A 14,541-nucleotide genomic window follows, 5' to 3' on the forward strand; every position below is an offset into this window, starting at 1 on the left:
CTTAAAAAACCGTTGGATACGGCGATAGGAAGAGGCGTTTGTTGCTTTGGCATCAGGGAAAAACATTGCCAATTTGCTCAAATTACAGGTCTGCCGCATGGCAATGGTGCACAATAAATACACAAAAACAATAATGTGGCTCTTGTGCCATTTGAAAGTTTTGGTTACGATATGGGTGAGTTCGCTCAATTCAGTCATATTGGATTAGTCGTGAGAAAATTAATACGATACCACTGAATTGATGCGGACTTCTTTTTTTATTGTACTTTTTTTGTCGTGTACTGAAAGGCTGCCTGAAAAAATAAATTTAATTAAAATCAAATTATTAAATATCAACATACAGCGAAACATCCTTATTTTTCAGTCAAAATATGCTAAAATTTCGCTGTTTTTCTCCAATTTAAACCATCAGGCGCAGATTTTTCAGGCAGCCTGTTGTTTCTTTTTCCACACACTTTCCCAATTTTCAATTTTTAGGAACGCAAGATGTTGATTTACCTAGCTGAATACCTACAACAATATTTCACAGCATTCAATGTTTTTCAGTACACGACTTTTCGTGCGGTAATGGCTGCGCTGACGGCATTGGTATTCAGCTTGTTGCTTGGACCTTGGACAATCCGCAAATTAACAGCATTGAAAGTGGGACAAGCCGTACGCACCGATGGACCACAAACCCATTTGGTGAAAAACGGTACACCAACGATGGGTGGTTCGCTGATTTTGACAGCAATCACAGTAGCCACTTTATTATGGGCGCGTTTGGAAAATCCATATATTTGGATTTTATTGGGCGTGATGTTGGCAACAGGCGCGTTGGGTTTTTACGATGATTGGCGCAAAGTCGTTTACAAAGACCCCAACGGCGTGTCCGCCAAATTCAAAATGGTCTGGCAAAGCGTGGTAGCATTGGGCGCGGGTTTTGCCTTATTTTATTTGGCAAATAATTCCGCGAATAATATTTTGATTGTGCCATTTTTCAAACAAGTTGCCTTGCCTTTGGGCGTGGTTGGATTTATGATTTTGTCATATTTGACCATTGTTGGCACATCCAATGCGGTGAATTTAACGGATGGTTTGGACGGTTTAGCGGCGTTTCCTGTGGTGTTGGTGGCGGGTGGTTTGGCGATTTTTGCTTACGCGACTGGACACGCCAAATTTGCCGAATATTTACAATTGCCTTTTGTGTTGGGCGCGAATGAAGTGGTGATTTTCTGTACGGCGATGTGTGGCGCGTGTTTGGGTTTTTTGTGGTTCAATGCGTATCCCGCGCAAGTGTTTATGGGTGATGTGGGAGCATTGGCTTTGGGTGCGGCGTTGGGTACGGTGGCGGTGATTATTCGCCAAGAATTTGTGTTGGTGATTATGGGCGGTTTGTTTGTGGTGGAAGCCTTGAGTGTGATGTTGCAAGTGAGCTGGTACAAACGCACGAAAAAACGCATTTTCTTGATGGCACCGATTCATCATCATTATGAACAAAAAGGTTGGAAAGAAACGCAAGTTGTTGTTCGTTTTTGGATTATTACGATTGTGTTGGTGTTGATTGGTTTATCTACTTTGAAAATTCGCTAAATATAATTTCAGGCAGCCTGAAAAACTGGGAAACTGGTTTTTTGGGCTGTTTTGCTTTTTCAGGCTGCCTTTTGGTCATTTGAATGATTTGATAAATCGGTGCGTAATACGCACCCTACATGAATGTTGTTGTACCAAAAGGCAGCCTGAAAAATATAGTCGTTTAAAATACAAATAGTACGGCGTTGCCAACCCCTTATGTACTCGGTGTACACAGGCGGGCGTTGTCGCCTTGTACAATTTTAATTTTAAACGACTATAAAATTTATTGATTAAATAACCATTTACTCAATAAATTTTCATCGCGCACACACAAATACGCAGTATTGGCAGCGGCGGGTTGCACCGTCAAATCGGTTTGCAGCAACACACCATGACGGAAAAAATGCAGCGTATGCACATCGCCGACCGCTGTTTGCGTTTGCGCGGCAAAATCGGTGCAAGCAAAACCGTTTACGGCGATGATTTTGTCTTGCGGTTTTAGCGTGGCAAGTTCTGCAGAACCATTTGAAAATACATGGGAAATGACTGCGCCATCGGCTTGTTGCTGGTAGCGGCAGCCCAATTCGGCTTGTGGCGCAATATTTGGAAATTCGCGCACCAAACCGCCATTGCCCGCGCTGCGGTTTTCAGGCAGCCAACGCAATTCTACGCCCACCGTTTCCAAACACGCGTCCAAAGGCAAATCTTGGGTGGAATGTAAACCGAGTTGGAAAAAATCTTGTAAATTCAATTCGGTAATTTGAATGGCGAGTTTTTGCCATTCGCCTTCGCTGGTGCCTTTGCCCGTGTTGATGGCGTATTGATACAAAGTTTGCATAATGTAATCAAGACTATGTGTACTGTTGGCGCGAATCACCAAATCCAAACACAGGGCAAACAAAGCACCTTGTTGGTAATAGCTGGTGATGGCGTTGGGCGAATTTTCGTCTTGTTTGTAGTATTTATGCCACGCGGCGAAACTGGATTGGGCGAGCGTTTGCTGTTTGCGCCCTTCGTTGCGGTGAACGCGGGTTATATTATTCGCCAATAAATTCAAATAGTTTTCTACCGAAATCACGCCGCTACGCACCAGCGTTAAATCATCGTAATAAGACGTAATGCCTTCGTATGCCCATAATTGTTCAGTAAAAATTTCTTTATCTAAATCATAATCTTGGAATTGCTGTGGCTTGATGGATTTCACGTTCCACGCATGGAAATATTCGTGCGCGATTAAGCCAAGTAATTCGGTGTAGGCAGCGTTGGCAGCCTGCAAACCGTGCGGCGGTAAAGCGTAGCGGTCGGCGTGGAGCGCGGTGCTGCTGATGTGTTCCAAACCGCCGTAAATTTTATTGCCTAAGTGTAAGAGAAATAAGTAATTTTTAAACGGGGCTGGGCTGGGGAACATTTGCAATTCGTGTTCACAAATTTTTTGGCAATCGCTGATGAAGCGGTCGCGGTCAAAATCGGGATAGTAGCCGCTCAACACGATTTGGTGGGGAATGCCGTGCGCGTTAAATTCCAGTACTTCCAAATTGGCACCCATTTCAAAGGGGTGGTCGGTGAGTTCGGCGTAATTTTGGGCTTGGAAACTGGTTTCGCTTAAGCGGGGTAGGGTGGTGTGGATTTGCCAATGTTCAGGCAGCCTGAAAAATTGGACGTGGCACATTTCATGTTTGCGATTGGGTTGATACAAAAATAAACACGCGCCATCAATAAACCCACGCTCGCTGTCCAGCAAACTGGCGCGCACGGACAAATCATTGGCATACACGGTGTAGTGAATTTGATACGCACCGTTGGTTTCGGGGAGCTGCCATGTGTTTTTATTTAATTGTGTGATTTCAATGGCTTGATTATTTAAACTCGCGCTGATGTTCACGATATGGCGCGAAAAATCACGAATCATATAGCTGCCCGCCACCCAGTTTGCCAATTTGAGAATGTTCAGGCTGCCTGAAGTGTGTTCGTAGGACAGGGTGATGTGCCACAGATGGCGGTGGGCTTCGGGCATGATGGTGTATTGAAACATGGGGATTACCTTGTTGATTAAATTGTAAAAAAAATTTTTCAGGCTGCCTGAATGATATTTTGTTGGCTAATTGTTAGCTAAATAGATGGGTATTATTTTAGGCGAATTGACACAATTGCAGCAAAAAAACATCACAATCGCCACCCATTTATATTTTAAGTAATTTGAATTTGTTAAAATTTGTAAGATTTGATTTTTATCAATAAACCGATTCATAGAATTGGATAACCTTACGAAAAATGGGTTTATCATGAATGGATAGCCTGTTTTACCATTATTTTTATTGGTGGAAAAGCGGATTTTGCTTTAAAATGACACGTTACACCGTCTGTGTTTCAGGCTGCCTGAAAAGGTAGCTTGGGAGACAGACTGTTAAATTAAGAAAAATTGGGTCGGTTTCATGTTGTCCCCTGTAGTGTTATGCAGAATCAGGCAGCCTGAAATTGAAATCCAAATCGTTTAATTGCCATATTGATGGAGTTTTTCATGGAAACGCAAACCTATAACTACAAAGTGGTTCGCCAGTTTGCCATCATGACAGTAGTGTGGGGCATTGTGGGAATGTTGGTCGGTGTGATTGCCGCCGCACAACTTTATGCACCTGCACTAAACTTGTCAGAGATAGCACCTTGGTTTCACTTCGGGCGCATTCGTCCGCTTCACACCAATGCTGTGATTTTCGCGTTTGGTGGTTGTGGCTTGTTCGCTACTTCTTATTATGTTGTACAGCGCACCTGTAATGTGCGTTTATTTGGTGGTAACTGGCTGCCTGCATTCACATTTTGGGCTTGGCAGTTGGTGATTGTGGCGGCGGTGATTACTTTGCCTTTGGGTTACACCACAGGTAAGGAATACGCCGAATTGGAATGGCCAATTGATATTTTGATTACTTTGGTGTGGGTTGCCTATGCCATTGTATTTTTTGGCACCATTGCCACGCGTAAAATCAAACACATTTATGTGGCAAACTGGTTTTATGGCGCGTTTATTTTGGCGGTGGCATTGTTGCACATTGTCAATAGTATGGCGTTACCAGCAGGTCCAATGAAATCATATTCTGCTTACTATGGCGCGATTGATGCGATGGTGCAATGGTGGTACGGTCATAATGCGGTGGGTTTCTTCCTGACGGCTGCATTCTTGGGCATGATGTACTATTTCGTTCCCAAACAAGCAGGTCGTCCTGTGTATTCTTACCGTTTGTCGGTGGTACACTTTTGGGCGTTGATTTTCACTTATATGTGGGCGGGCCCGCACCATTTGCACTACACCGCATTGCCTGATTGGACACAATCTTTAGGCATGATTTTATCCATCATTCTGTTTGCGCCATCTTGGGGCGGTATGATTAACGGGATTATGACCCTGTCTGGTGCGTGGAACAAATTGCGTACTGACCCAATTTTGAAATTCTTGGTGGTGTCATTGTCTTTCTACGGTATGTCCACGTTTGAAGGTCCAATGATGTCTATCAAAACCGTGAACGCATTGAGCCACTACACCGATTGGACAGTGGGACACGTTCACTCTGGCGCATTGGGCTGGGTGGGTTTTGTTACCATTGGTGCGTTGTACTATCTGATTCCACGTTTGTATGGTCGCAAAGAAATGTACAGCACCAAATTAATTGAATTGCATTTCTGGATTGCAACCATTGGTGTGGTGTTGTACATCACGTCTATGTGGGTGGCAGGTGTGATGCAAGGCTTGCTGTTGGGTGAATTAAACCCTGATGGTACATTGGCTTACCCACAATTTGTGTCTGTGGTGGCGCGTACTTATCCTTACTATTTGATTCGCACCATTGGTGGCGCGTTCTACGTGGGTGGTATGGTAATTATGGCATACAATGTTTACCGTACTGTGGCAAGTGGTAAACCTGTGGACGCAGAAATCCCTGCTTTACCACAAAATGCACATCATTAAGAAAGGCAGCCTGAAAAATGAAATTCCAACATTTAATTGAAGAAAAAGTCGGCTTTCTGATTGTCTTTACCCTAATTGTGATTAGTTTCGGCTTATTGGTTCAAATTGTGCCATTGGCGTTTTCCAAAGAAGTGATTAACCCAACGGAGGGTGTTAAACCCTATAGTGCATTGCAGTTAGCAGGTCGTGATATTTATATCCGTGAAGGCTGCTATAACTGTCACTCACAACACATCCGCCCTTTCCGTGCTGAAACCGAACGTTATGGACATTATTCAGTAGCAGGCGAATCTGTATATGATCGCCCATTCCAATGGGGTTCTAAGCGAACAGGTCCAGATTTGGCGCGTGTAGGTGGTCGTTATTCAGATGAATGGCATCGTGCACATTTGATTGATCCACGTTCCGTTGTACCTGAATCTAATATGCCAGCATTTCCATGGTTAGCAAAAAATAAAGTTGATGCTGACCAAATTATTCGCCATATGAAAACATTGGAAAAACTCGGCACACCCTATACCGAAGAAGACTATAAAAAAGCCCCAGATGAGTTGAAAAACAAATCTGAATTGGATGCTGTGGTTGCCTATCTGCAAGGTTTGGGTTTGGCATTGAAAAACAAAAGGTAAAAAATCATGGATTTGACTTGGGCAAGAGTATTATTCACTTTATTGGTGTTTAACTTTTTCGCGTTGGTGCTGTACATCGTGTTTCACAAGCGCAATAAAACGGGCTATGAAGACGCAGGGCAAAGCATTATGGATGACCCCGACACCCCCACCGAAAATGTCCATTCAAATCCTGATAATGGAGCAAAATAATGGAACACTCACAATTCACAAGCCCCTTTTGGCACTACTATATTTGTGCCATCGTGGTGGGCGGTCTTATTTGGGTAACGTGGTTGCTGCTTTCCCAAAACACAGTGAAGCACAAAAAAGATGAAGATGTTCAAACCACAGGGCATTCATGGGATGGTATTGAAGAATACAATAACCCATTGCCTAAATGGTGGTTTTGGATGTTCTTGATGACCATTCTGTTTTCGGTTGGTTATTTGATTTTGTACCCTGGTTTGGGCGACTACAAAGGCATTGGCTTTAACGGTAAACCTTGGACAAGTGTGAACCAATACGAAGCTGAAATGGCAAAAGGCGATGCTAATTTCCATGAAAATTACGGCAAATTCGCCGCGATGAGCGTGGAAGATACAGCCAAAGATCCACAAGCGATGGCGGTTGGTGAAAACCTGTTTGGTGTGTACTGTATCCAATGTCATGGTGCGGACGCGCAAGGTTCAAAAGGTTTCCCAAACTTGACAGACGCAGACTGGCTGTGGGGCGGTACACCTGAAAAAATCAAGGAAAGTATCACACACGGTCGTGTGGGCGTGATGGCACCTTGGGGTGTGGCATTGGGTGGTGAAGAGCGCGTGAAAGACGTGGCACACCATGTAATGTCTCTGTCTGGCATGGAACACAATGATGAACGTGCGGTTCGCGGCAAAGAAATTTTCGCCGCAAACTGTGCGGTGTGCCACGCAGCAGATGGTAGCGGTACACAAGGCACTGCACCGAATTTGACTGACGACACTTGGTTGTGGGGCAATTCGGAAAAAGCGATTATTGAAACCATCACAGGTGGTCGTCATGGTCAAATGCCAGCATGGAAAGGTTTCTTGACCGATGACAAAATCCATTTGTTGACTGCCTATGTATGGGGCAAATCACACCCTGATGGCGCAGCTTTGCCGACTGACACGAAAAACTTTGTTGGCGGTAAAACGGATGGCGCAGCCGTAGAAACACCTGCCCAAGAAACGCCTAAAGTAGAAGAAGCTGCCCCTGTTCAGGTAGCCAGCTCTGTTGCGGAAACCGCTTCTGAAGCTGCATCAGCCGTTCAGGCTGCCAGTGAAAGCAGTGCACCTGTAGCCGCTTCTGAAACCACGCAGCCTGCAACGCCAGCCACAGTTCCTGCCAGCGACAAAGCTGAAGTGAAAGTGGAAAACGGCATTGTGAAATTCTATTTCGCATCAGGTAAAAGCGCGATTGCAGCGGGTGCAGACAAAGCCACCGCAGAAGTTGTAGCGGCTGCCAAAGCAGGCAAAAAATTGGTGATTAGCGGTTTCGCGGACAGCACAGGCAATGCGGCTGCCAACGAAAAATTGTCTAAACGCCGCGCCGAAGTGGTACAAGCCTACTTAATCAAACAAGGCGTGAAGAAAACCAGCATTGTGATGAAAAAACCTGAAAGCAGCGTAGGCGCACAAGGCAATAATGCCGAAGGTCGCCGCGTGGAAGTGAAAATTCAGGATTAATCTTTGAAGATTGGTTTTTGAAATATAAAAAACGGCTATTCATAGCAATATGAATAGCCGTTTTTTGCTTTTCAGGCAGCCTGAAATATTTTTAATTTAATTTAAAAACAAATATTTATTAATTAAGTTGTAAGGATAGGCAGCCTGAAACAACTAAATCCACATTACCACCTATTTTTTGCAAAACATGAACATTCAAACCCACACCCAAGCCGCCAGCCTGTTGATTTTACGCCTATTTGTTGCGTATGAATTTTGGGAAGCTGGCGTGGAAAAATGGCGCGGACAAAATTGGTTCGCCGATATTCAACAAAAATTCCCTTTCCCATTCAATCTATTGCCTGCCGATTTAAACTGGCAACTTGCCACTTATGCCGAATTGCTGTTGCCCATTGCCTTGGTCATTGGCTTGGCAAGCCGACTGTCGGCAATCGCATTGACCATTTTAACGCTGGTGGCATGGTATGCCGTTCACGCAGGTTTGGGCTACAATATTGGCAATGGCGGCTACAAAATGGCGGTCATTTATCTGGTTGTTTTAACGCCTATTATTTTGCAAGGCGGTGGCGCGTGGTCGCTGGATAGTTTGTTAAAACAAAAGTTTAAATGGGCAAAATTTTTCTGATTTTCACCAACCTTTAACTCACAAATGGAGTAATTAGCATGAGCAACAAAAAAATTTCTGTATTGGCATTGGCAAGCGCATTGTCTTTGGGTTTGGCGGCACCCGTAGTGGAAGCGGCACCTGCTGAAAAACCCGCTACCAAAAAAGTCAGCAAAACCAAAGCCAAAAAAGCCAAAGCCAACAAACGTGTCGCCCCTGCTCGCAAAGCCGTTGAAGGCACTTGCGGTGGACACAGCAAAGCCGCCGAAGGTTCATGCGGTGGCAAAGCCAAAGAAGGTTCTTGTGGCGCATCAAAAGCCAAAGAGGGTTCTTGTGGCGCGTCCAAAGCAGGCGAAGGCGCGTGTGGCGGTCAAAAATAAACACCCATTTAATCAAATTATTAACTTGAATCTGTGATGGTTTAATAAGGCGATTATTGTGATAAAATAATTGGCGATTTTCAGGCTGCCTGAACCTGTTTTTTCAGAAATTTTTGATAAATTATCAAGTTGATGAAAATCGGTTTGCCCTGAATATCGTCAATTATTCAATCATTTTAAAAATTTTTATTATTTTGGAGTATTTATGAACAAGATTTCTATTGCTGCTTTGGCAGGTGCATTGTCTTTGGCTGCCTGTGGCGAAGCCCAAAAACCCAGCCAACCCGAAGCCCCCAAAACCACCGAAGCCCCAGCAGCAACTTCTGCCCCAGCCAAAGCCGCCGAAGGCAAATGTGGCGAAGGCAAATGTGGTGGTGCTTCTGCTCCTGCATCTGGCGCAAAAGCTGCCGAAGGCAAATGCGGTGAAGGCAAATGTGGCGGCGCATCTGCCCCAGCCAAATCAGCCGAAGGCAAATGTGGCGAAGGCAAATGCGGTGGCGCAGCTTCTGCTTCTGCAAAATAATGATTTGAAATTCAACTGATTTTTAGGCTGTTTGGGGAATGTTTTTTTACAGAAAAAAGATTTTTCAGGTAGCCTGAATTGTAAGCGACACCAACATCAAGAAAGGAAAAACAAAATGATACAAGGTTCTGGACTCGGCTATCGCCGCGATTTGGCACAAGATTTTTTAAAGCTGCCTGAAAACCATCCCATTGATTTTATTGAAGTTGCCCCCGAAAACTGGATTAAAATGGGCGGCACAGCACGCAAATTGTTTGACCAAGCCGCAGAACAAATCCCCGTGGTGATTCACGGTTTGTCGCTGTCTTTGGGTGGGCAAGCACCGTTGGACATGAATTTGCTTGCAGGCATTAAATCCATGATGAATCAATACAATACGCAATTTTTCTCCGACCATTTGAGCTATTGCCAAGACCACGGACACCTGTATGATTTGTTGCCCATTCCCTTTACAGACGAAAGCATAGCCCACACCGCGCAACGCATTCGCACCGTGCAAGATTTTTTGGGTTGCCAAATTGCCATTGAAAACACATCTTATTATTTGCATTCGCCTTTGGCAGAAATGGACGAAGTGCAATTTTTGAACGCGGTCGCCCAAGAAGCCAACTGCTTGATTCATTTAGACGTCAACAATATTTATGTGAATGCCGTCAATCACGGTTTGCTCAAACCGCGTGATTTTCTCAATCGCGTGGACGGTGCGCGTGTTGCCTACATTCACATTGCAGGGCATGACGATGAAAACCCCGAATTGCTGATTGACACGCATGGCGAAAAAGTGCAAGACAATGTTTGGGATTTATTATCATACGCTTACGAGATTTTGCCACACATTCCGCCCACATTGTTGGAACGCGATTTCAATTTTCCGCCCTTTGCCGAATTATTGGAAGAAGTCCAAAAAATCAAAAACTTGCAAATTCATTCACAGAAAGACCTGCGTTATGTCGCCTAGTTCTGCCGATTTTCAAACCGAGCTGGCGGCGGCGGTACGCATGGGCGTGTCGCCTGACCCCACCCGTTTTCCGCCCGAGCGTTTGGCGGTGTACACGCGCTTGGTTCGCAACAATATGTTTGGTTTCATCAATCGCTGTTTTGTGGAAACGCCAAAATATGTGGAAAAAGCACAATGGTCTGATTTATTGGAAGATTTTGTGCAAAATGGCGTGGCACATTCGCCTTATTTTCAGGATATTGCAGGCGAATTTTTGCGCTTTTGCCAAGAACAGGAAAAATTGGATAAGTGGTTGTTGGCATTGATGAATTTGGAAGAGGCGCAATTGCAAGCCGAAGTCGCTATTCTTTCAGGCTGCCACGCCGCCAATGACGATGACAACGCACCCATGCAACCCAATGCCAGCGTACACATTCGTCAATATGATTTTGATTTTGCAAAATATTATCCCAAAGATGCCGAATTATGCGCCGTAGGCAATATGGTGATTTGGCGCGACAAAAACGACTGGGTACGTTGGCAAAATTTGAGCGATATTGACCACATTTTGCTGGCTTTGACGGCAGAAAATCCTTTATCTTTAAATAACTTAATCACGCAGTTGGCAGCTATTATGCCTGATGACGGTGGTACATGGCAAAATCATGTTCGGGCGCGTTGGCAATATTGGGTAAGAGAAAATGTTTTGCAGGTTGCCTGAAAATATCTTCTAAAATCAAAAATGTGGAAAAGCAGTTTTTCCACATTTTTTGTTTTATAATAAACAATTATTTATCTTTATTTTGACACTTTTATGACTGCTACCGATTGGCAAGCCCTGCGGCGACATTTATTGCGCTTTGCACAAATACAACTGCCTGATTATCCTGATTTAATTGAAGATTTGGTACAAGAAACCCTGCTCGCCGCCCACGCGCAACAAGACGATTTTCAAGGACAAGCCCAATTTCAAACATGGGTTTTTGGCATTTTAAAAAACAAAATCAAAGACTTTTTGCGAAGCCAACAACGTTGGCAAAAAGTATGGCAAGATAGCCCAAAAGAAAATCAATTAGATGAATTATTTGGCGAACAATTTGCCAACAATGGGCATTGGCATGCCAATTGTGATTTGGCGGACTGGTCGCGCCATGAGCCGAATAATCTATTGAAAGAAAAACAATTTTTGCAGACTTTGCAACTATGTTTGTATGGGCTGCCTGAAAACACGGCGCGGGTGTTTATGATGCGCGAAATTTTGGATTTGGACGCGCGTGAAATTCAAGAAAAATGCGAATTGAGCGCCAGTCATTATCATGTTTTGATGCACCGTGCGCGTGAAGCCTTGCGACAATGTTTGCAAATAAAATGGTTTAATCATTTGTCTTGAAAGGATTTTTTATGATGAAATGTTTGAATATCACGCGCTTGATTTCGCGTGAACAAGATGAAACATTAACTGTAAAACAAAAAATGATTTTGTCCCTGCACACGGCAATGTGTGGAAAATGTCGGCGTTATCGGCAACAAATGGGCGTGTTGAGCGCTTGTGTGCGGCAGATGAAATGATTTCAGGCAGCCTGAAAATGGTTTCAGGCTGCTTGTAAACCTTATTTCCGCCCAATTTGCGACACAATCGTGCTATCGGTAATTTTGTCATCGTCCGCCAACAACATCGCTTTGGACAACACCACCGACAAAGCCGCATCGCCTTCAAATGGGATAAACAATTGGCTGGTAACGTCTTTTTTGCTGCGGTCGGGGACAATGCACAAATACTGGTCGTTGGGCAACATCAAAATATTGGTACTGCCAATGTGGATTTTGTAGGTGCGCAATTTGCCTTGTACCACCAAGAAATTGCCGTCAATGTGCGCCACTTTGCCGATTTTCAAACGCGGCAACAGCATTTCCAATACCGATTTACGCGTTTTCGCCATTTCATTCAAATCGCCAAACGAATACGCCTGCCAATATTGTTGATGACGCGGTTCGCCACCGTTGTCCTGCCAAGTCGGGTCATTGCCCACGCTCGCCACACCCACAAATAAATCCACATCGCGCAACACTTCAGAAAAAATACGCGGTGGAATATTAATTAAATCAATAACTTGATTATCTCTTGTAAAGCGAACTTGGTCGGTGGAAACGTATAAATAAATCCCGCTTTCCGTCCAAGCGTCCTCGCTATGCACCGTTTCCGTCCAAAAATGCGCGGTCAAATCGTATTCAGGCAAGGCGAGTGAGACTGAGCCATCATCGCCACCGTCCCACGCACCGCCCAAATGTCCCGACCAGCCACGCCCTTTTGCCAAAGTCATGTATTGGTGCTGTTTCAAAATGTGGGCAGCAAAACGGTTGCTGTATGTGCGCGTGTTGATTTCTGCTTCGGTCAGCACATAAATTTCTCGGAATGCTTGTTTCAACGGCTGAACAATCTCATTTTTAATCAAAAGATTGCGCCAATTTAACACACTTTGTTGGCTCGCCAAAATGGGGTGCCACAAACCCACTTTCAGGCAGCCTGAAACATCTACCGTTTCGCCCAATTCGTTTACCCATACGCCATTTAAACACAGGGCGGTTGTGGCATTTTCAGTTGTATCATCTTGATAAAATTGCCAAATCAAAGGCAAAGTCAGCCACGACATCAAACCATGTTGCCAATAACAATCTTGCGCGTGTGCCAGCGAAACACGTCTTTCTGAACGCAAAAGTTGGTCAAGGCGGTCGCGCTGGGCGGTGAGCATGGCATTCAGATTTTTTTGTAAGGCTTTGATTTGTTTTAAATCATCGGCAAATTTGTCTTTCACAAAAGCGGGCGCGGATTTTTGCGGTGAGCCGTCTGGTTTCAGCCACAATAAATCGGATTTGCCCACGCCTGAAATTTGTACGCGGCAAGTGTAATCATGAAATTGCCAATCACGACAATGGTTTATTAAACCAAAATCATCTACCGCCAAATCTTCAATTTCATCACGGCTGACACCGCGCTCGGCGGCGATTTCGTCCAAATATTTGGCAATCAATTTTTGCGCGTTGGACAATTTCACGCGCAAACGCAAACGCGACAATTGCGCCACACCGTCTATGCTGCCTGAACGGTACAGCGCGTAGCAACAGGCATTGCCCACAACGGCATAGCGATTTTTGTCGTATGAATGCAACGCCAAAGTGGCAATTTGTGTACTGGTTTCTTGGTCGTCAAAATTCGCGCACGCCCATACTAAACCTTTGATAATTACTCGGTTTAAGTCGTGTATGGCGAATAAGGTTAAAGTTATGGCGTCATAGATTGGGTGGGTAAACCATTCTTCTTTTGTATGAATGATGAACTCAAACCATTGAAAAATCATGTTTTTGAATTTATCTTCGCCCAATGTTTGAATGTGGGCGTTCATTTCTTTTAAAAATTTTGCGCTGGGTTTGCTGGCGGTGGCGGTTTTTGCCAGACACAAAATATTGCGCCAGATGTCCTGTTCAGCCAAAGGCAGTTGATTTAATAAATGATTGGCATAGGGCATAAAAGGGTCAATTTCAGGGGAGTAAAAATCGTTTAATTTGGTAAAAAAACCATATTCCGTTTCAGTTTGATTTTGTTTTTCTGGCATGATTATCTCATTGAAATAATTTAAAAAATATCATTTTCAGGCTGCCTGAATCATTTACCCACCCACCAAAGGCGTGAGTTTAATAAAATTCACAATCAATTTATCGTGCAAATATACGGTTTCATCCAACGTTTCCAGTTGGCGGTTGTCGGCGAGAATAAAAAAGCCATTTTGTTCAAAAGCTTGAAGTGCGATGGCGATTTGTTTGTCGGGGTCAATGATTTTTTTGGGTTTGCTTTGGTCGTAGCCGTTTAACACGGTTTCGCGTTCATCGGGTTGTACCAAAAAATGCAGGTGGTCGTTGGCGCGTTGATTGTATTGCGCCACTTCTTCGCGGACACGCGCCGCAATCAAATCCGCCGCGCTAATGCGTTGTGTGCTGAATTTTAAGAATAATTCATGCACAATATTGCCGTGTAAAGTTTGGTCTTGAATGGTAACGGTGGTCATGGTTTTATCCTTGCGTGGAAAGATTTGATTTTATATGAAAATGGGTTTTCAGGCAGCCTTTCAGTACACGACAATTTTTCCAATCACAAATCATGTAGGGTGCGCCGTGCGCACCAAATGACTGAATAATTTAAATATTGTGGTGGATTTGGTGCGCACGGCGCACCCTACTGTTATTTTTGTCGTGTACTGAAAGGCAGCCTGAAA

General features: G+C 44.2%; 15 protein-coding genes and 1 pseudogene. 12 read left to right on the forward strand and 4 right to left on the reverse strand.

Going from position 1 to position 14,541, the window contains the following annotated elements:
* Window positions 1-198 (reverse strand): annotated as a pseudogene (locus Q338_RS09045) (IS4-like element ISAba33 family transposase); the annotation flags it as partial.
* Window positions 199-486: 288 nt separating this feature from the next.
* Here Q338_RS09045 and mraY point away from each other — a divergent pair.
* Entirely contained in the window at window positions 487-1,572 is a 1,086-nt protein-coding gene (gene mraY, locus Q338_RS09050) for a phospho-N-acetylmuramoyl-pentapeptide-transferase (RefSeq protein ID WP_034294479.1), read from the forward strand.
* A 265-nt stretch (window positions 1,573-1,837) separates the two neighbouring features.
* On the opposite strand, the gene Q338_RS09055 is transcribed toward mraY, so the two are convergent.
* Window positions 1,838-3,586: a M61 family metallopeptidase gene (locus Q338_RS09055; RefSeq protein ID WP_034294482.1), complete on the reverse strand. Its 1,749-nt coding sequence runs from the start codon at window positions 3,584-3,586 to the stop codon at window positions 1,838-1,840.
* Window positions 3,587-4,060: 474 nt separating this feature from the next.
* Here Q338_RS09055 and ccoN point away from each other — a divergent pair, with 474 nt between their 5' ends.
* The 11 genes from ccoN (at window position 4,061) to Q338_RS14550 (ending at window position 11,842) form a co-directional block, all read left to right on the forward strand.
* Window positions 4,061-5,512, forward strand: coding sequence for a cytochrome-c oxidase, cbb3-type subunit I (ccoN, locus tag Q338_RS09060; protein ID WP_084693578.1), 1,452 nt, complete (start codon window positions 4,061-4,063; stop codon window positions 5,510-5,512).
* A gap of 17 nt (window positions 5,513-5,529) precedes the next feature.
* Window positions 5,530-6,141: a cytochrome-c oxidase, cbb3-type subunit II gene (gene ccoO, locus Q338_RS09065; protein ID WP_034294488.1), complete on the forward strand. Its 612-nt coding sequence runs from the start codon at window positions 5,530-5,532 to the stop codon at window positions 6,139-6,141.
* 6 nt (window positions 6,142-6,147) lie between these two features.
* Window positions 6,148-6,333: a cbb3-type cytochrome oxidase subunit 3 gene (locus Q338_RS09070; RefSeq protein ID WP_034294491.1), complete on the forward strand. Its 186-nt coding sequence runs from the start codon at window positions 6,148-6,150 to the stop codon at window positions 6,331-6,333.
* The gene (gene ccoP, locus Q338_RS14105; RefSeq protein ID WP_084693579.1) at window positions 6,333-7,829 is read left to right on the forward strand and encodes a cytochrome-c oxidase, cbb3-type subunit III; all 1,497 of its coding nucleotides are present in this window, start codon (window positions 6,333-6,335) and stop codon (window positions 7,827-7,829) included. Before Q338_RS09070 ends, ccoP begins: the two co-directional genes overlap by 1 nt.
* Window positions 7,830-8,016: 187 nt before the next feature.
* Entirely contained in the window at window positions 8,017-8,454 is a 438-nt protein-coding gene (locus Q338_RS09080; protein WP_034294494.1) for an HvfX family Cu-binding RiPP maturation protein, read from the forward strand.
* Between the two features lie 38 nt (window positions 8,455-8,492).
* On the forward strand, window positions 8,493-8,813 hold the full coding sequence (locus Q338_RS09085) for a hypothetical protein (protein WP_034294497.1): 321 nt from the start codon (window positions 8,493-8,495) through the stop codon (window positions 8,811-8,813).
* Window positions 8,814-9,018: 205 nt separating this feature from the next.
* The gene (locus tag Q338_RS09090) at window positions 9,019-9,336 is read left to right on the forward strand and encodes an HvfA family oxazolone/thioamide-modified RiPP metallophore (RefSeq protein WP_034294499.1); all 318 of its coding nucleotides are present in this window, start codon (window positions 9,019-9,021) and stop codon (window positions 9,334-9,336) included.
* 115 nt (window positions 9,337-9,451) lie between these two features.
* Window positions 9,452-10,294 carry an HvfB family MNIO-type RiPP peptide maturase gene (locus Q338_RS09095; protein ID WP_034294500.1) on the forward strand — a complete coding sequence of 281 codons (843 nt, stop codon included), beginning with the start codon at window positions 9,452-9,454 and terminating at the stop codon, window positions 10,292-10,294.
* Window positions 10,284-10,994, forward strand: coding sequence for an HvfC family RiPP maturation protein (locus Q338_RS09100; RefSeq protein ID WP_034294502.1), 711 nt, complete (start codon window positions 10,284-10,286; stop codon window positions 10,992-10,994). Before Q338_RS09095 ends, Q338_RS09100 begins: the two co-directional genes overlap by 11 nt.
* Before the next feature lie 93 nt (window positions 10,995-11,087).
* The gene (locus Q338_RS09105) at window positions 11,088-11,663 is read left to right on the forward strand and encodes a sigma-70 family RNA polymerase sigma factor (RefSeq protein ID WP_034294506.1); all 576 of its coding nucleotides are present in this window, start codon (window positions 11,088-11,090) and stop codon (window positions 11,661-11,663) included.
* An 11-nt stretch (window positions 11,664-11,674) separates the two neighbouring features.
* Complete coding sequence (locus Q338_RS14550) at window positions 11,675-11,842, forward strand: anti-sigma factor family protein (RefSeq protein ID WP_147293692.1); 168 nt, start codon at window positions 11,675-11,677, stop codon at window positions 11,840-11,842.
* 41 nt (window positions 11,843-11,883) lie between these two features.
* On the opposite strand, the gene Q338_RS09110 is transcribed toward Q338_RS14550, so the two are convergent.
* Both Q338_RS09110 and Q338_RS09115 read right to left on the reverse strand, forming a co-directional pair.
* Window positions 11,884-13,884, reverse strand: a complete 2,001-nt coding sequence (locus Q338_RS09110; RefSeq protein ID WP_051968577.1) for a DUF4132 domain-containing protein — start codon at window positions 13,882-13,884, stop codon at window positions 11,884-11,886.
* Between the two features lie 54 nt (window positions 13,885-13,938).
* A complete protein-coding gene (locus tag Q338_RS09115) occupies window positions 13,939-14,334 on the reverse strand; it encodes a hypothetical protein (RefSeq protein WP_034294508.1) in 396 nt (131 codons plus the stop codon).
* Between the last annotated feature and the right edge of the window lie 207 nt (window positions 14,335-14,541).

It is taken from the genome of Alysiella crassa DSM 2578 (assembly GCF_000745955.1).
Classification (GTDB): Bacteria; Pseudomonadota; Gammaproteobacteria; order Burkholderiales; family Neisseriaceae; genus Simonsiella; species Simonsiella crassa.